Annotated in this window: 15 protein-coding genes; 5 read left to right on the top strand and 10 right to left on the bottom strand. The window is 47.9% G+C overall.

The genetic code is table 11. The annotated features are described in order from the left end of the window. Positions 1 to 10 precede the first annotated feature (10 nt). From L3D05_RS19685 to L3D05_RS19675, 3 genes are all read right to left on the bottom strand, one after another. Positions 11 to 988, bottom strand: a complete 978-nt coding sequence (locus L3D05_RS19685) for an iron-hydroxamate ABC transporter substrate-binding protein (protein ID WP_239618034.1) — start codon at positions 986 to 988, stop codon at positions 11 to 13. Positions 989 to 1,213: 225 nt separating this feature from the next. Next, positions 1,214 to 1,978 carry a hypothetical protein gene (locus L3D05_RS19680; protein ID WP_239618033.1) on the bottom strand — a complete coding sequence of 255 codons (765 nt, stop codon included), beginning with the start codon at positions 1,976 to 1,978 and terminating at the stop codon, positions 1,214 to 1,216. 101 nt (positions 1,979 to 2,079) lie between these two features. After that, complete coding sequence (locus L3D05_RS19675) at positions 2,080 to 3,252, bottom strand: lysozyme family protein (protein ID WP_239618032.1); 1,173 nt, start codon at positions 3,250 to 3,252, stop codon at positions 2,080 to 2,082. A gap of 366 nt (positions 3,253 to 3,618) precedes the next feature. Here L3D05_RS19675 and L3D05_RS19670 point away from each other — a divergent pair, with 366 nt between their 5' ends. After that, positions 3,619 to 6,015 carry a cellulose binding domain-containing protein gene (locus tag L3D05_RS19670; protein WP_239618031.1) on the top strand — a complete coding sequence of 799 codons (2,397 nt, stop codon included), beginning with the start codon at positions 3,619 to 3,621 and terminating at the stop codon, positions 6,013 to 6,015. Between the two features lie 518 nt (positions 6,016 to 6,533). Here the strand turns inward: L3D05_RS19670 and L3D05_RS19665 are convergent. The 3 genes from L3D05_RS19665 to L3D05_RS19655 all read right to left on the bottom strand — a co-directional run bounded on the left by L3D05_RS19665 (position 6,534) and on the right by L3D05_RS19655 (position 11,114). After that, positions 6,534 to 7,244 carry a stalk domain-containing protein gene (locus tag L3D05_RS19665; RefSeq protein WP_239618030.1) on the bottom strand — a complete coding sequence of 237 codons (711 nt, stop codon included), beginning with the start codon at positions 7,242 to 7,244 and terminating at the stop codon, positions 6,534 to 6,536. A 64-nt stretch (positions 7,245 to 7,308) separates the two neighbouring features. Next, on the bottom strand, positions 7,309 to 9,174 hold the full coding sequence (locus L3D05_RS19660; protein WP_239618029.1) for a P-loop NTPase family protein: 1,866 nt from the start codon (positions 9,172 to 9,174) through the stop codon (positions 7,309 to 7,311). 38 nt (positions 9,175 to 9,212) lie between these two features. Beyond that, entirely contained in the window at positions 9,213 to 11,114 is a 1,902-nt protein-coding gene (locus tag L3D05_RS19655) for an S-layer homology domain-containing protein (protein WP_239618028.1), read from the bottom strand. Positions 11,115 to 11,394: 280 nt separating this feature from the next. Here L3D05_RS19655 and L3D05_RS19650 point away from each other — a divergent pair, with 280 nt between their 5' ends. Then, positions 11,395 to 11,739 carry a hypothetical protein gene (locus L3D05_RS19650; RefSeq protein ID WP_239618027.1) on the top strand — a complete coding sequence of 115 codons (345 nt, stop codon included), beginning with the start codon at positions 11,395 to 11,397 and terminating at the stop codon, positions 11,737 to 11,739. Positions 11,740 to 11,863: 124 nt separating this feature from the next. On the opposite strand, the gene L3D05_RS19645 is transcribed toward L3D05_RS19650, so the two are convergent. From L3D05_RS19645 to L3D05_RS19635, 3 genes are all read right to left on the bottom strand, one after another. Further along, positions 11,864 to 12,073, bottom strand: coding sequence for a Rossmann-fold NAD(P)-binding domain-containing protein (locus L3D05_RS19645; protein ID WP_239618026.1), 210 nt, complete (start codon positions 12,071 to 12,073; stop codon positions 11,864 to 11,866). Positions 12,074 to 12,123: 50 nt separating this feature from the next. Next, positions 12,124 to 13,287, bottom strand: coding sequence for an SMP-30/gluconolactonase/LRE family protein (locus L3D05_RS19640; RefSeq protein WP_239618025.1), 1,164 nt, complete (start codon positions 13,285 to 13,287; stop codon positions 12,124 to 12,126). 86 nt (positions 13,288 to 13,373) lie between these two features. Further along, positions 13,374 to 14,219 (bottom strand): SDR family NAD(P)-dependent oxidoreductase, encoded by an 846-nt coding sequence (locus tag L3D05_RS19635; RefSeq protein ID WP_239618024.1) that lies wholly within the window; start codon positions 14,217 to 14,219, stop codon positions 13,374 to 13,376. A gap of 290 nt (positions 14,220 to 14,509) precedes the next feature. Here L3D05_RS19635 and L3D05_RS19630 point away from each other — a divergent pair, with 290 nt between their 5' ends. After that, the gene (locus L3D05_RS19630; protein ID WP_239618023.1) at positions 14,510 to 15,163 is read left to right on the top strand and encodes a TetR/AcrR family transcriptional regulator; all 654 of its coding nucleotides are present in this window, start codon (positions 14,510 to 14,512) and stop codon (positions 15,161 to 15,163) included. A gap of 545 nt (positions 15,164 to 15,708) precedes the next feature. On the opposite strand, the gene L3D05_RS19625 is transcribed toward L3D05_RS19630, so the two are convergent. Then, positions 15,709 to 16,587 carry a helix-turn-helix domain-containing protein gene (locus L3D05_RS19625; protein ID WP_239618022.1) on the bottom strand — a complete coding sequence of 293 codons (879 nt, stop codon included), beginning with the start codon at positions 16,585 to 16,587 and terminating at the stop codon, positions 15,709 to 15,711. Between the two features lie 291 nt (positions 16,588 to 16,878). Here L3D05_RS19625 and L3D05_RS19620 point away from each other — a divergent pair, with 291 nt between their 5' ends. Next, positions 16,879 to 17,343 carry a VOC family protein gene (locus L3D05_RS19620; protein WP_239618021.1) on the top strand — a complete coding sequence of 155 codons (465 nt, stop codon included), beginning with the start codon at positions 16,879 to 16,881 and terminating at the stop codon, positions 17,341 to 17,343. A 55-nt stretch (positions 17,344 to 17,398) separates the two neighbouring features. Next, positions 17,399 to 18,163, top strand: coding sequence for a sugar phosphate isomerase/epimerase family protein (locus L3D05_RS19615; protein ID WP_239618020.1), 765 nt, complete (start codon positions 17,399 to 17,401; stop codon positions 18,161 to 18,163). Positions 18,164 to 18,180 lie beyond the last annotated feature (17 nt).

Here is an 18,180-nt window from a genome sequence, read left to right as displayed (position 1 = left end):
TGATCAACTCTTACTCGCCAAGAAAACTTTTCGTGAAGAATTCCAACTGGTACTCCAAGCTTAGCGGATCGTTAAAGTAGAATGCCTTCGCGTTCGCTTCGTACACGTGATTGTTTTTGACCGCCGTCGTATTCTTGTAAATCTCGGTATTCTGGAACGAGTTATCCTCATCCGCGTCTTTGCTGAAAATCACGTAGTCGCCGAAGTAATCCTTCAGTACTTCGGAAGACACGGCAAAGTAACCGTCTGTTTTCGTTGCTTCGCTAACTTTCGGGGGTTTCGCGAGTCCGAATCCTCCCGCATAGAGGATTTCGGTTCCGCGTCCGAAGTTATCGCCATAAACATAGAGCTGCTTATTGAATGTCTCGATAACCGAGACCGTCGCGTTTTCGCCGATTTTCGCTTTGATTTTTTCCCCGGCTTCTTTCACCTTCGCTTGGAAACCGTCTACCCAAGCTTGCGCTTCTTTTTCTTTGCTCAACAATTTGCCCATTTCCAGTTGAAGCGCTAAGTAATCCAATTTACCGTAAGTAAAAGTAACCGTTGGCGCGATTTGCTTAAACTTGTCGATGTTCTTAATGTCCGAGAGTCCGATAATGAGGTCCGGCTCCAGCTCGATGATTTTCTCAACGCTCTCGTCCGTAACCGTCTCTACGTCTTTCAATTCGTCTACGAATCTCGGATTGGTTTTGGACATTTCATCCACGCCCACCAATGGAACGCCGAGCTGCATAACGTTACCCGTTAAGAACCTGGTAATAACAACGACGCGCTTCGGATTTTTCGGAACCTCGACCGGTCCAGTCTCGGATTCGTAGGTAATCGTGCCAGAATCCTCAGCAGCGGATGCCGACGGAGATGCCGATTCCGATGGAGCGGCAGAAGAAGGACTGCTGCTAGCATTGTTGGCGTTATTTTTAGAGTTGCCTCCGCAAGCGCTAAGTACAAGAATAAGGACCAGGGTTAACGGAATGAACAGCTTTTTCATACGATGACTCTCCCTTTAAGCATCTAGTGCTCATATCATTATCGATGAATCCATTCCCATCTATTGTGCGCGCTGCCCAGTATTCGATGGGCGCGACTTCAATTGTTGAGAATGATTATCATATTCACCGCTTTGAACATTGTAAGGTGCTAGGGAAGAGGTGTCAATAACAAAAGTAAAATTGCCGAGAATGATATTCTCGGCTGCAGCTTCCTCGGACGCGAATCACATGCTTATAAACTCGCCTTTATCCAGATTGATATGAAGCTTGATCTGGATGTCCGAGTCATCCGTAATGTCCACCATTAAATCTATTAACTCAATACCTAGCCGACTCTCCCCCGAGTCGCCATATAGCAAATGATTGCTATCGCCCGTTTGAGATAGAATTCCGCCGAAATCCGGGAAGGCCGAAATCGGCATCCCTTCCCAGTTGCCGTTATTCAACTGCCACAAGCCTGCAAACACGGATCCCCAAGAAGATGTTCGATTTCCTACGACAATCAATTTGTCCTGGATTCGCAGATGATCAACGTATGTTAAGCCGTTTTTACTCCACAACAAACTTGATTGGACGGTATCTTGATCTTGGAACTGATAAATCATCCAGTGCCCATCCGCCCTGCCGGCTGTATGCACTAAGAAGGGATCCGCCAGCACTTCAATCAATCTGCCTGAATCGGAATCGGGAATGATAGTAATATCGAGCCCTGTCCATTGAAGATCATCTTGCAAAGAAGCTGCGAGGGTAAGATACTTCAACAACAACGAGAACATTTGGTCGGTGGCATCATACCTGGCTTGATCCTCTTCCGATTCGTCCGCATACACCTTCAGTTGCGCAACGATTTGGGCTTTCAATTCCGTTGCAATAGCAAGATCATTATCCTCACCGACTTTTACCATCTCTTCGCTTGATACCGGGCTTCCCGATGGCTGGGTCTCTATTGTTGCTTGTTGCTGGGTCGGAGTCAGGGTCGGTTCGTTCACAACGCTTTTATTTCCGCAAGAAGTTAGAATAAGCCAAGCAAGCAACGACAGTAACATCCAAGCTGACTTTTGGATCGTGAACACCCTTTCTGTCCAGTAGGTTAATTGATCGGTTTGTCGGTTAACTTGTAGTCCCCATCCAAGTCGAAAGAAGTGCTATGCACGTTGCCTTTTCCGGTAACGATTGCCGTTCTGCGAGCCAATTTGTCCTTGTCACTACCCGCTGAGACCTTGGCGATAAGCGCCAGAAGATCCTTTTCCGAAGTCCCCTTTTTTATGGCATCCTTAATTAGGTTTTTCGGATCCCTAATGCTCCAGGATTGAACGGCGATGTCGAACATTAAGGCAAGTCCGCGATCCGTTGTAATTCCGTAACTTTTAGCTAGGCTCTTCGCCCGATTGACATATTCCTTGGCGGCTTCCTCCTGATAACTTTGGCAATGAGCATTCTTACCCAGTTCGGTAAACATTGATTGCCATGGCTCCACCAATCCCTCTTTGCCTTTGGTGCTTATGCCGTCCGCCCACTTGATTTGATCTTCCTTGCTCATAGACAGCACTTTTTTTAGTTCGCTATAATTATCGCCAAATATTTTTTCAAGCTCCTTAGGATTTTCCTTATACATCTTTTGCAGAATCGGCTGCAGAGTGCCCTGACCGAAATTGAATTGGAGGAAGCCGAATGACAACCCTTGTCTGTCGGCGTTTCCCGTGATATTCGAATAATAATTTGGACCTTCGAAGGAGCCGGTAATCAGCTTAGCTCTGTTAATTGAATTGGTCATCGTATAGGCCGGGCAACTTTTGTTGCATTGTAGCGTAACGGGCAGCCCGTTAACAAGGCGGTCTTTAGGCTTAGCGACCGCTGAAATTTTAACCTCATTATTAGTCTTGGCAGCAGCAAGATGTGTGGCCTCTTTAGCCTTGGCAGCGGCACGATATGTGGCCTCGCCGTTGCTTCCGGATACGCCATGACGGTCGAGATTCATTAACGTCGAGGCTTTGGTTTTAAGTTCGTTTTCCGTACCTTGGTACGCACCTTGCGAGTTTTGGACCACCGTAATAAGATCCAACAGCTTCTTGTCGATTCCGTTTAACTTAAGGCTTGTCTGGTTTAGTCTGGCGTAGATGTTCCTTCGGGCCGAGACTGCGGAATCCACGTTTCCTCTCAAGGCTGACACCCGATTGGCGACATCGAGTAATTTTAATTTGCGACTTTTAACTTCCTCATTGACTTGCTTCACTGCATCCAAGTCGATTCTCAATTTGGACAAAATGGATCACCCCGAATAATTGAAATGTTGCGTGCAGGATTAGCATGACAAACTACTAAGTTAATTCGACAGCTTTCCTGTTTATCCTTTATTTTCCACATTGAGTTGGCTTTAGGCTATTCAAAAACGGATTAAAGGTGATAAGACACTAGCTTCGTACTCCCAACAGGTCACATTTGGGCAAAGATTTGGTTACCAAAAGAGCATTTCATACCGGTAGGGGGGTGTAAAATGGAATTACTCTCGCTATCATAATTCTTCCATCTCTGATTTAAAATGGGAGATTTAACCTGAAGGAGGTGATTTCATTCTGGGAAATGCTTATTTCCACTGTTTTGAAATCTATGAATAAGGGAGGAGATTTTGATGTCGGTTCAAGAAACATTGAAGCAACCCCCATCCAGAATCATGATGCTCTTGATGGGGACAGGCGCTCTGCTGCTAATTCTGGTTTGTTCGCTGCTGTTCGCGGACCGCGCTTCGGCGCACGGTAGATTGATAGATAGTCGCGCGGATTTATGTATGAGCGGGCTAAACACGGATTGCGGTCCGGTACAGTACGAGCCTTGGAGCGTAGAGGGACGCGGGGACTTCCCGGAAATCGGGGTGCCGGACGGTCAGATTGCCGGCGGAGGCAAGTACCCGCCTCTCGATGCGCAAACCATGACCCGCTGGACGAAAGTCAACCTGAGCGGCGGACTTCATACTTTCAAATGGAAATTGGTCGCCAACCACAGCACAAACTATTGGGACTACTACATCACTAAGCCGGGCTGGGATCCGAACAAGCCTCTGGCTCGCACCGATCTTGAAAAGTTCTGCCGCTATGAGGATAACGGCGCTATTCCGCCGGTGGATGTCTCCAATGATTGTTTCATCCCGAATGATCGGGAAGGCTACCATGTCATTGTCGCGGTATGGGATATCTTCGATACGATCAACGCCTTCTATCAAGCGATGGACGTAAACCTGACGCGCGATCTCTCGCAACCGACGACGCCGGCTCCGGGTTTCCCCGGCGATCCGAATCGCTTTGGCGCCATTCGCGATTGGAGCTCGATTCGCCCTTATAATACCGGCGAACAAGTCGTCTATAGCGGGAATATTTGGCAAGCGAGATGGTATACCCTAGGGCAGACGCCCGGAACGAACGAAGTATGGCAGCTCATCGGCCCGGTAACGGGCACGACCATACCTGCAGCTCCGACGGGGCTGACGGCAACTGCGGGCAACGCACAAGTGTCGCTCTCTTGGACGGCTTCGGCCGGAGCCACGAGCTACACGGTGAAACGCGCAACGACCGCGGGCGGTCCGTACACGAACGTGTTGACCGGCGTCACGGCGACGAGCTACACGAATACGGGGCTGACCAACGGCATGGTCTACTATTATGTCGTCAGTGCATCTAATAGCGCGGGCGAGAGCGCGAATTCCTCGCAAGCAAGCGCGACACCGATAGCAGGCACAACGATTCCTGCAGCGCCAACGGGTTTGACCGCAACTGCGGGCAACGCTCAAGTTGCATTGAGTTGGACGGCATCCGCCGGAGCCACGAGCTACACGGTGAAACGCGCAACGACGAGCGGCGGACCTTACACGAACGTAGCGACCGGCGTCACGGCGACGAGCTACACGAACACGGGGCTGACGAACGGCACGGCTTACTATTATGTCGTCAGCGCATCCAATAGCGCCGGCAGCAGCGCGAACTCCGCACAAGTGAGTGCGACGCCGACCGCAGGCACGACGATTCCTGCAGCACCTGCGGGATTGACGGCAACTGCGGGCAACGCTCAAGTGTCCTTGAGCTGGACGGCATCTGCCGGAGCCACGAGCTACACGGTGAAACGCGCAACGACGGCGGGCGGTCCGTACACGAATGTAGCGACCGGCGTCACGGCCACGAGCTACACGAATACGGGTCTGACGAACGGCACGATCTACTATTATGTCGTCAGCGCATCCAATACCGCGGGCGAGAGCGCGAATTCCGCGCAAGCAAGCGCGACGCCGATCGCAGGCACTACGATTCCTGCAGCACCTGCGGGATTAACGGTAACTACGGGCAACGCACAAGTGTCGCTCTCCTGGACGGCTTCGGCCGGAGCCACGAGCTACACAGTGAAACGCGCAACGACGACGGGCGGTCCGTACACGAACGTAGCGTCCGGCGTCACGGCGACGAGCTACACGAATACGGGGCTGACTAACGGCACGGTCTACTATTATGTCGTCAGCGCATCCAATACCGCGGGCGAGAGCGCGAACTCCTCGCAGGCAAGCGCGACGCCGACGGGCGGTAGCACCGGAACGGGCAGCCTTGTCATCCAATACAAAGTCGGTGACACGAGTGCCACGGACAACCAAATTAAGCCTTACTTAAACATCAAGAACACGGGCACATCCGCTGTTAGCCTCAGCACGATCAAAGTCCGCTACTACTTCACGAAAGACGGAACAGCTGCATTGAACGCCTTCATCGATTGGGCGCAAATCGGTGGAAGCAACATTACGACGACGTTCGTGAGCGCATCCGGCATCAATACGGACACGTATGTCGAACTCGGCTTCACCGCAGGCGCAGGTACGATCGCGGCAGGCGGACAAACGGGCGACATTCAGCTACGTTTGGCTAAAGCCGACTGGTCGAACTTCAACGAAGCCAACGACTACTCCTACGATCCAACGAAAACCGCTTACGCGAACTGGGATCATGTCACGCTGTATCAAAACGGAACTTTGGTTTGGGGCACTGCGCCCTAAACAAGCCGAATAAAAACGGAACAAGGAGCCCGCTAGGGCTCCTTGTTGTTATAGAGAAGGGTTACTAATGGTTACTACTTAGGTCTTGCCACTTAGAAGTAACCCCAAATACACACTACCTGTCGTAAAGCGGCTACTCCGCTTTATTTCCACAATCGGCGCCCATTTTCGAGATTTAAAGCGGTGAAACCGCTCTATTTACTCCCTATGTGTTATGTGCCTGAGTAGTAACTTACTAATGGTACTAATTTCACCATTCTCAGAATCTATGCCTGCCTCGCTTGGGAGCAATATTGTCTGAAGGTTCAATCCTAAATATCCCTTCAACCACTAGAACAGTAGAGGATAATCACGCAAAGCATCAAACGGTTTTACATCTAACGGCAGGTACCGTCTTACCAGTATCTGCCGAATTCAAGCAACTCTATTCTACTTCTAGCGAATGATGGGTGTTTGAACCCGCATTGACGACGTTGTGGTCCTCTCACAGATCATCCTATAATATATTGAACAGCCGATTATTTTACCCAGCTATCATCCAGCAGAACGTAACCCACCGAATCTCCCCCAACCGTAGCTACGAAATCCACTGACAAATAACGATTCATCCCGGTGATGTTGAAATCAGCCTCGACGAGCGGAGCCTCCTTCGTCAACGTGCCTTCATACAGCACTTCGTCATTGTCATTCAGCACCCTAAACTTCATCTCGTTGTGATGGACATTAAAGTTTGCGGTAGCGACGATATGTCCTTTCGCATACGCCTTGCCGAAATCAATCGTCAGCTTTTTCCGATTGCTACTCACTTCTTCTAACTTGAAGGCCCCCTTATATTGCTTGTCGCCTAACTTCAACTCGGATGCATTGTGCGTAACCGAGGAAGTGTAATACGATTTCTTATCAAGGCTAATCGTATTGCTTAGGAAGGAAACGGAATCTCTCTTCTCCCCAAGAATAATTTGCTTATTGACGCCATCGTACTCAACCGGTACCCCGAGCGCCTGAGACACCGCGCGAAGGGGGACATACGTTGTTCCGTTGAACGTGATCGGCTCCACTTTTTTGCCATTCGCATCCGCCGGCTGCCACTTCGCACCGTTCAGTACAAACGTAATTTCGTGATTCAGATAAGCCTTTATCTCCTCAAGTACAGGTCCCGCATGACTGGATATCGTGCCGAAGAAGAACGACACTAGCATCACCGTAGAGATAAACATCGTTTTTTTCATCCTTCGTCTCTCCTCATAAGTTCAAATCGTGCCTATTTCACACATGGCTTCTTGCTAGTTGAATCTACTTCTCTTCCATCTCTTTAAAGAACTCGGCACGGAGCGACTGCGCAATCGTTACAATCAACCGCCGCAGATGGCGGTAGTAGGTCGCGATCGGCAAGAACAGCAGCGATGCGATGCTCTCGTGCGAACCTTTCTTCTGCAAGTAGCGATGTTGCAAGATTTGGGCTTGCGTCTGCTCCGCGTCCGACCCTGACTTCAACCGTCGGTACGTGAGCAGAATGACTTCCTTGATCTTAGGCGACTGAATATCCTTGTAATTGTCCAACAGATGCTTCACAAGGGGTTCCCACGTCTTCAAGTCGCTATCCGGATGAACAGGATAAGGAAGTTCCTCCGCGATTTTCGCCGATGAATCCGTCGAAGGTTCGATCAACAGCCCCTGTTCCGAATATAGAATGGGGAATGGAATCGGCGTGCGCAAATCCATTTGAGCAAAATACATAGTCAGGCCGCCGCTTGATTGGTACTTAGCCCATTCCAGATGTTCGAATCCGATCAAGCTAAAGGCTTCCACTTGATCCCGCGCCGGCAGCAAAAACGTCATACATTTGCCGATGATTTCGGTATATAACAACTTCCGTAGGATATGTCCAAAGATCGCGAAGTCAAACGCTGGGATGCTAGCAATCGTATATACAAAGTAATCATCATCTTCGGTCGATCCCAGCTCAATGAAACTTTGTGTAATCGGATTGTGAGCCAATACCCCGCGCGTCTCCTCATTTAATGGAATCAGGAAATAAAGCCCTACCAACCTTTCGTAACGATATACAACATGCACAGCGCCAGGGTCTACATTCCATATTTTCGTCACATAGCTGTGCATGTGCACCTCGTCGATCTTATAGGGCAGAAGCGTGTCGACATTGTAGGATAACATTCGCTCCAGGACGGGCAGCTCGGAAGCATGAGCCGGCCGGGATAAAAATCCTTCGTCGTTGCCGCAAAATAGAATCCCCTGCAAGAAATCGTTGTCAAGCAAACTGAACTTGCGCCAGGCCAGCTCATATTTAAACCAGTGCTGTTCAGGGAAAAGTTGATGCAACCGATTGTTCAGCGCTACTTCAGCTCTCTGCTTATAGATGAGATATTTGACAGGAGAATCAGTTTTGCATTTCATTCGCAATTTCCTACGAAGGTCGTCCGCGACATACCAACCTAACTTCTCGGCTCGGGCAACGTGTGGCGAACGACAAAGTTCTTCGAACTGCTGCGACGGCACCGATCGTTTCAAGATGTTTTCCAGCAAAGAGTGGTCAAAATATTTCAATATCGCCGCCGCTTCCAGGCATTCTGTCGATTCGGCGTCCTCCTGTTTGAGCGGTGAAGGGGCATATGGTAGCAGTGGCTCGTTGATAATCAACTCTTCCAAGAGTGGCAGGCGCACGTTCACGAGCGGCGCTCTACCCGTGCTGCAAATACGAACCTTCGTCGACAACGAAGGAAGCCATTCTTCCTGCATCCACTCTTCAATCGTTATCCATTGATCCAAATCGTCGAGTAATATGACCAGCCTGCCTCTTATCTCGGCTATACCGTTGACGGCGTTCGTCACTTCCGTCTCCGATATCGGCGATTCGACTAGAGACTTATCCCTTAGCCGACTTCCGAGCTGTTGCAGGAAAAGATGCGGCGCATCGAACCCGGATTGACCCTTCACATAGATGACGGGCACTTCGACTGTGATCTGTTCGAAGCGTTGCAACAATACAGTCTTACCCGCACCCGAGTGCCCGTAAAAGTGCAGAAGACTCCATTCTTCATCCGAATGTACAAGCCGTTCCTTCATCAATTGAAGCTCTCGTGTTCTTCCGATAAAATGACTTGTCTGCCTTTCCCTGATCCAGTCTTTGAGCTGCTTCAATCTGCCCCCTCCTCCCGAATAAACTCCTCATCTAGACTTTATTCGAGATGGTCGGTAAGACGCAATAGAATAACGGCCGCTTCTGCTCGGGTCACAGCCGCTTGGGGTTCAAAGCGGTTGTTGCTGCGACCTGTAACGACGCCGTACTGTCTGGCGGCTTCCACGGTCCCCTTCGCCCACTTTGGAATGTCCGTGTCATCGGCGAAGCTCGTAGCAACATTGCTATCCACCGCCAGCTTCAGTACTCTGGCAACCACAGACGCCATCTCCACCTGCGTAATCTTCGCATCGGGACGGAACGTTCCGTTCTCGTAGCCCTGGACGTATCCTTGCTGGGCAGCGGTAGCAACTGCCTGCTTCGCCCACGCCGGAATTTCGTCCGCATCTGCAAAGCTTAGAGCTTTATCCGATTCTTTTATGCCCAACGTACGCATTAACATCACCGAAAATTGCGCTCGAGTGACCGCCTGATTCGGACGATAAGTGTTATCAGGGAAGCCGGTGACGATCTGCTGCATTGCCGCCTTGATGATGGAGCTTTCTGCCCAATTCCCCGCGATGTCGCTGAACACAGGTAGCTCCGGCTGGTCAGGAGACGGCACTTGTGGCGGACCCTCAGTAGCTACTGGTGGTTGAGCTTCCACAATCTCGAGCAAAGGAGCGCTGGCGCGGATAGCGTAGAATTCCTTCGTATTCGCACCGAAGTAGATCGTCCCGTCCGCACCAATCGCAGGCTCGGCGATGTCGGCAAACGTGGTGCCGCCGATTTTCGAATGCGAAACTTTGAAAATCCATTTCTTACTACCGTTCGGATTGATCGCGTATAAATAGCCGTCTGCCGTGTGTTCACTGGGTAACAAGGTGGCCATATAGATCGTCCCATTGGCATCGACTAGCGGAGCGCGGTCGAACGCGTGATTCGAATCGGTGGCGAACTTCCACTTCAAGCTGCCGTTCGGGTTCACCGCATACACATAGGCACCGCTTGTACCCGTATAGATCGTCCCATCCTCAGCGAGGGCAGGTGAAGAACCTATCCACTCACCCGTATTGAATCTCCATTTCTCGGTACCATTCGGACGAATCGCGAACAGATATCCCGCACCCGAAGTTGCGTAGATCGTACCGTCTGGGCCAATAACAGGGGAACCGTACATACTTACTAGCACATTGAATTTCCACTTCAACTTCTTGGAAACGGGATCGATCGCGATCACGAAGTGTACAACATCGGATTCATAATTTGCAGACATATAGATTGTTCCGTCTTTCCCCACAATAGGTGTAACCTGGTTAAGCTCGACGATCTCGTCACCAAACGGGGCAACCGACCACTTCAGTTTTCCGTTAGTCTGATTGATTGCGTAGAGGGTCCCATCATTCGACCCAACATAGATGGTGCCATCCGAAGCAATTGCAGGCGGGGACAATTGAAGCCCGATCTTAAACCTCCACTTCTCCACGCCCGTTTCCGGATTAATCGCATACAGATGGGTAGAGGATACATAGATCGTTCCATCTGCTGCAATGACCGGAGAACCGCTAAAGGCAGCATTACTTTGTGCCTCAAATTTCCACTTTACAGTCCCATCGGGTCTAATGGCATAGACTTTGGGTTTGCCCGGAAAATTCTCATCCTTCACATAGATCGTCCCGTCAGAGCCAATGACAGGAGCCGAACTCGCCCAATCGCCAGTTGCCAGCTTCCACTTCATCTTTGGGGGAGAACCCGCAACCGCGGCATAACGAGAACGCCGCTCCCAATTATCCGCCGTTGGCTGAGCGCCTTGAATATCATACTTCCCTGCAGCATACCCATCCCCTTGCTTGAACGTTGTGTGCTCATCCGCTGACGCGACCGAGACCGACAACAACACCGACGACGCAAGGATGACAAGCGTCGAGAGAGCCGCCCAGCAACGTCTGTTCCAACCTCCCATTGTACCGCATCCCACCTCTATTCCTGTTCTCGGCAAAGACAAACAAGGCGCATATGTTCTGCCCTGTCACATCGCCGGTAAATATGTTTAATTGTCGGTAAAATAAACTATCACTGTCAACGGTTGTAACCTATCAATTTTCGCTTGATCTGATAGCTCAACTATCAGTGGCACGTGCGCCTCAACCGCCCCCTAGACCTTGCCGTACAATACAAGACCGCAACTGAAATGTACGATGATTTAGGCTGAACAAAAGCAGCTTGGCTGAGCGATTGCTGGCGTGCAGATTTTCGGGGTCGTTGAGGACTTACTTGCCTTTTCCTACGTTCACAAGATGAAAGTCATGGAGGAGGATGGTATTGAGAACAACACAAACGAAGAGTTTGTGACGGATTTCTTCTACTCTACCTTCAAGAATGACAGCAAGTACCTGAAAGGGGATGTTTCCGTCTACGGCATCATACAAGAAATACTCCTGAAGCTCAAAATCTCAGGAGACTCTACAATTCTATATTTCACACTCGCAATCAACCTTGTTATATATGCCCATAACCCAATTTTACGCCTTACTTATGATACGGTTCACCTTATCATAAGTAAGGCGAACTCAAAGGGCACCCTTTAGAAGGGTGCCCTTTTCCGACAGTCCTGATTGAAGTTGCAAGTTAAAACGTCAGATGGTCAGTTCTACGAATCCTATCTCGGAAGCCCGCAAGGCTTTGTCATCAGTCCGTTACTTTCTTGGTTAATTATGTGAACCGCTGGGCTTGCTTTGAAGGCATAATGGTCAGTTCTGGAATGTTGACATGCTCAGGCTGCTCCAGTGCATAGAGGGCCGCCTCTGCAACGTCATCGGGATGTAATGGCAAGACGTTCGAAGTAAACGCACGAATTTCTTCCTTCCGGCCACCTGAGAAAATTCCGTCGCTACTGCCCCGGGTTGAATCGTGGTAACGCAAATCCCCTCCAAATCATCCAGATTCATTTCGCACCCTCCCGGATTCCAACCTTATTTTGTTAAAGGCACGCGATAAATGCCCTTGCTACCTCCAGGTGCCGTCCCTATATATAAATATCCGTTATGGCTTAAAGCCGTAGTTATGCCATACAGTTTGCCTTCCGGATCATGCCAGCTTCCGATAAGCTCTCCCCGAGGACTGAGCTCCACAGCAAGCCCATGCTTCGCCGGTGCGCTTGCGCCGCTAAGCAGTGACTGCGGTAATTTGGCCATATTACTGGCTAACCAAGGGTTGCTATGCATCTGATCTACAAAAGAAATGCGAGTCGTGAAGAGACCGACCCAGAAATGACCTTGCTCATCACGCGTAATGTTGTCTGGAAAGCCTGCGAGATTGTCCGCAAAAATATCAGATTTCCCCTTCTTTGGACCCTGCAGCCAGTATCTAGTTATCTGATAATGATACGATTCCGCCACAAGCACAAAATCTTCATCCGCAGACAAGGCAACCCCGTTTGCAAAGTAAAGGCCTTCTAACAGGACAGTCGTTTGCTTAGTCTTTGGATCGTACTTCAGCAAACGTCCATGCGGCTTGTTCTCGGCCATTTCTTTGAAGGTCACGCTACCATAATTCGAAGTATCGGAGAAATAAATCGAGCCATCTTTAGCAATATCAAGCTCGTTAGCTAAATAGATCGGCTTGCCGTCCACTTGATCGGCCAATACCTCTATGCTCCCGGATGGGTTTATAGATAGCAGTCCCTTCTTGACATCAGTAACGATCAAATTGCCATTGGCATCGAATATAAGCCCATTAGGCGTTCCTTTGGTGTCTGCATACAATTGCGCCTTTTGCGGGTTTCCCTCTGCATCGAAAGCAACCTTGTAAATTTCCCCATTGGAATCTCCAGTGTATAGCTGCCCTTCTTTATCGAATGTAATGAATTCCGGGAATTGAGGAGCATCAGTAACAAGCTGAGCCGAGCTGAGTTTGTTGTTCTGTTTCCACGGACCCGCTTCCTCAAAAGAGGGAGCCTTCGGTGCGGACCATTTTGCCGGTTGGATCGGTGAAGGTAAAAGTAAGAAAACGAGTAATCCTAGAACGAGCACCGCGAGCAGCGATAGCCCCCATCTGCATATCCTAGCACATAGTGAGCGTTTCGGACGATTCACGCCTTCAGTAGATTTAACGGAGCGAACTTGTGTATTAGGCATTAGTGTGTCCCCTTTGTCATTTTAGCGAAATATTAGATTTGGACTGCGATTTTACCGAAATATTGCTTTCCTCAGTTGTATAGCTTTCATTTATTTGCCCTCCTTGCAAGATCAGATTGATTACCCGGATTCTTATTATTGCTGCTGTTTCCTTCACGCGGACGAATCATACTTCCAACAAGCCGAAGACTTTGCTTTCGTGTAATGAATCGCGATAACTGCGCCCCGAGATAATTCTGCACACCGGGAACAACATACACTTTCCCTTCCTTCAACGCGCGAAGTGCAACCTCTACGACTCTTTCTGGTGTGTCTTTCTTTCCGACGGAGGCTTCTTCCGCTCCTACGACATTAAAGAAACTGGTGTCCGTCGCGCCGGGACAAAGTGCGAAGAATTTGATGCCGCGGTCGCGGTTTTCAAACCATAACGCTTGAGTAAATGAAAGGACGAAAGCTTTCGTTGCCCCATATACCGCCATATAGGGAAGTGGCTGAAATCCAGCGGTTGATGCAACATTGATAACTACACCTGAGCTTCTGTGCAACATGTCCGGTAAGAACAAGTGGGTCATATCTACAACAGCGGCGACATTGAGCATCACTTCTTCATGTTGACGCTCGCCTGACACTTGTTCAAACAAACCATGCGTAGCAAAGCCTGCATTGTTGACCAGGAGTTCGATATCCACTTTCAAAAGTCGACATTGCTGATATAACTCGCTGGGTGCGCCTTCTTTCGCAAGATCCATAGCGATAACCTCAGTTTTGATGCCATACCTCTTACTGAGCTCTGATGCCAAGCTCTCAAGCTTGCTCTTCGAACGGGCCACGAGTACTAAATGGCTGCCTTGTTTGGCCAGTTGTCTCGCGAATTGCTCTCCAATACCGGAAGAAGCTCCTGTAATGAGCGCCCATTTACCTTGAATAGTCATATCGCTTCTCTCCCTTTAGATACTATGTTATAATTTAGAAACAGTGTTACCGAATGAACAGAAGTCACTCCCGGTTCTTAAGGAATTTGATAATCATCATGCCATTTGGTAACAGTGTTTCTGATCGGGTTCATTGTATCCCGGCTTTTCAAGAAAGTCAATATGATCTTTGAATATCCTTGAACATCTACCGTTTCATTGACAACCGCTTAACAACTGTATAAAATTCCTTGCAAGAGCGTCAGAAACCTTGTTTCCTGACGAAAACTTGATAACCGAAGGTGATGATTATGAGCGGTCAAGATATCTCCTCCAATGCGAACTCACGAGTGTTGAAAACCTACCAAGAAGTCCGCTTGCAAAATATTGAAAATCTCCGCAAGCTCGTTGTTGACGCTGCGGCAACGCTCTTGCAAGAAGAGGGTCCGGAAGCCGTTACTGTGCGCAAAGTATCGCAGAAAATGGGTTGCTCGACAAAAATCATTTATAACTTGTTTGTCAATAAAGAGGGCTTGGCTCAGCAGCTGTATCTGGACGGTTGTAAGCTTCTCGCTAACGAATTCGAGGGGACGCCGCAAGCTGCTGATCCGGAGCAGCATTTGCACAATTTAGGCGAAGCCTTTTGGCAATTCGGGCAGCGTTACTCCAGTTATTATAAACTGATGTTCGGAGGCGCATTCGCAGATTTCAAACCTGACGAGGAAAGCCTAAATGGTACCGTAACGGCCATGCGGCAATTATTGACGGTGATCAGCAATGCGCAGAAGCAAGGTCTCATTCCCGGCCAGTATGACACTGAATTAGTTATCCGTATATTTTGGGCTTCGCTCCATGGCGTCATTCATCTTTACATGGGAGGACACTTAGGAGATGTACAATCGGCGCATACGGTATACAGGCAAACGTTGTCTTTAATTGTCAGTTCGTTATTGCCGGATAATTGATGTATTGCATCCGCCTGCGCTGCATGCGATTGAGACACCATTACTTACTGGTGATGGAAGTCTAGGTCCTTCTTGTGGGACAAGCTTTACTGCGCCGATTGTAGCTGGTGGTTATAATGGACTGATATTCCTCATGTCCCACAACACTCCCGTACGTTCCTCACACCCATATAGTCCCTATTCAGACGATACATTTATGTAATCGGCATGACTCCACATTGAGAAACAACCGTATTGAAAAACAGAGCATGGTGATATTGATATGCTCCCCTTTAAGTAGACAGGTGAAATAAATAAACCTGCTGCTTGAAGGGGAGCTTATCAAGTCATACCTCAGCAGCTCTGTATTTAGAATTTGCATACCGCTATTAACTTTTCCGGCCTTATTCCTCGCCAGTTGCCACCGGATTCTCTTTGTAGCTAATCCAATCGCTCCAATTGAGGAATTGGCTTCGGAAGCCCCCCACCATAAAAAACTTCGTATTTCTGTCCAATCGTAGTTACTACTCAGTATGGGAACGCGTCGAACCGGTTAAACCCCACTTTTATGGATGGCTCTGAAATGCGTTATCAATCATCGTTTCCCTAAATTCGCTAGGGGAAATCCCTTTTATTTTTTTAAAACAACGGTTAAACGAAGAGACGCTTGAAAATCCCGAGTCAAATGCAATATCAGTTATACGCGCGTTTGGATTCAAAATCAAAGATTCCGTCCTCTTGATTCGTTCGGTAGTCAGGAAATCTATAAATGTCATATTCGTAAATTTATTGAACATACGCGAGAAATAGTATTTGCTAACCCCTATGTGATGAGAAACATCGTCGAGTGTAAGGGGGCTAGTGCAGTTTTGCGAGATGTAAAGGCAAGCCTCCGCCATTAACTTAGTAGCCTTATAATCTGTGCTTGCATCACCTGAGAAGCCTTCTTTCTTCGCATTGACGCAGTATCGTCCGAGCATTACAAAAAACTCCAGAAGAAGCGAATAGATACGCACTTCATTAAAAAGAGTGTCGGAATCATATAGGTCGGGCAATTGTTTGATTAGTATTATCATTCTATCGGCATCAATATTCGAGGGGTCATATTTAATGCAATGGTACTGGTAAAAGATTGATATGTTTGTATTAAAATCGCTCATGATCATCAGTAAATCAAGAGGGAATTGGACGATTATAAAAGCGTTTTCATCTATATGATCAAAAGAGTGCAAGTCACCAGGGTAGATAATGACCAGGTCATTCGTTTTAAGAACATGTTTGGTGTAATTAATCGTTACTTCATTATTATCGTAAAGGCTTACAAGGATCTCGATAAAAGGATGCCAATGCATCTTGCCGGAAAAATTGATATCAGTTTTTTTTGATACATTAATTTTCTTCCCATTATTGAAATTCAATCTCTCGAAATAATTATTCAAATGCATAGTCGCCCCCCTCCTGCCTAGTTACGTTGATGAAGTTTTGGATAAGGTTAGGCTATCATTTACGATGTAAAAGAGCAACATTTGATAGGCTAAAAGAATGAAAACGCATACATACCGGACGAAATGCTCTCGTATCAACGTTTTTACGGGTTGTAGTATTTTCAGTGGGAAAAAATTCTAACAAAATATGCACAGGTAATAAACAATTTTCAAAGAGCGAGTTGCCTGTAAAATTGATAATTTATAGACAAGAAAAACAAATTGAATTTTAGTCCTGAAAGGAGACTTCAAATGTCTGGAGTACTAGGAACGAATTTGGTGGCACAGGTTGGATTAATCGTTAAGGATGTAGAGGAAACAAAGAAAAAGTGGGCCGAGTTTTTAGGTGTTGACGTTCCCGAGACGCAACCTATTGGTGACTATGCGGTTACAGGAACAGAGTTTAAGGGCGAACCCGCTCCAAATGCATATTGTTGGATGGCTTTCTTTGACGTCGGTCCGGGACTACAGCTTGAACTGATTCAGCCTAACGATGAACCTTCAACATGGAGAAACTATCTTGAGGAGAAGGGCGAGGGCATTCATCACATTGCATTTCAAGTTAAGGATTCAAAGACTGCAACTGCAAGTGCTGAAGCCGCTGGTTTAAAGCTGGTTCAAAGGGGCGTTTATGGCGATGGCAGCGGTGAATATAATTATTTTGATGCTCCAGATCTAAAATGTGTCATTGAAATCCTTGAGAGTTACAAAAAGTAAGATGAGACTTGGGACATCTTCGCCATTAAACCACAGTAGTCCAAAGGAATGGGCTATGAAACATAAAGCCTTAGGACTTGGAGCTGTAAATTTCCCGCTCTCTTACGAAAATGACGATGCACTTATTGACGAGTATGTTAAAGAAGCCCAAAAAAACAACCTAGTGATCGCAGAGGTTGGGGTTTGGCGCAATACATTGGATTTAAATGAAGATGCACGTAAAAAGGCTATTAAGTACGCCGTCGGACAGCTTGAACTTGCTGATCGGATAGGTTCCAGCTGTTGTGTGAATATTATTGGCGCCAGAGGCTCTCGCTGGGACGGTGCTTATAAAGATAATTTCACGAAGGAAACGTGGGAACTGGCTGTAAAGACGATTCAGGAGATCATCGATGAGGTAAACCCTAAAAATACGTACTTTACAATCGAGTCCATGCCATGGATGTTCCCGACCGGACCAGACGAATATCTGGAGTTGCTTGAGTCTGTGGGCAGAGATAGATTCGCGGTTCATATGGACATTTTTAACTGGATAACGACACCAAGAAGGTATTTCTTCAATGAGGAATTTATATGCGAATGCTTCGAGAAACTAGGCAAGTATATAAAGAGTTGCCATCTGAAAGGTGTCAAGATGGAGGACGAATATACGCTGTTCTTTAGGGAAACCAGTGCCGAAAACGGGGGAATAAATACCAAGCACCTAATCGAAAAAGGATTATCCTTTGATGAAAATATGCCGTTTATCATAGAGCATCTTCATACAGATGAACAATATTTGAATAGTGTCGCGTACATAAAGTCACTAATGACGCTCTAAGCGTTCATTAATAGCAA

Origin of the sequence: Cohnella mopanensis, assembly GCF_022352055.1 — a bacterium.
In the GTDB taxonomy this organism is placed as follows: domain Bacteria; phylum Bacillota; class Bacilli; order Paenibacillales; family Paenibacillaceae; genus Cohnella; species Cohnella mopanensis.
Note: the sequence above shows the minus strand (reverse complement) of the source record. Positions and strands in the feature narration are given on the sequence as shown.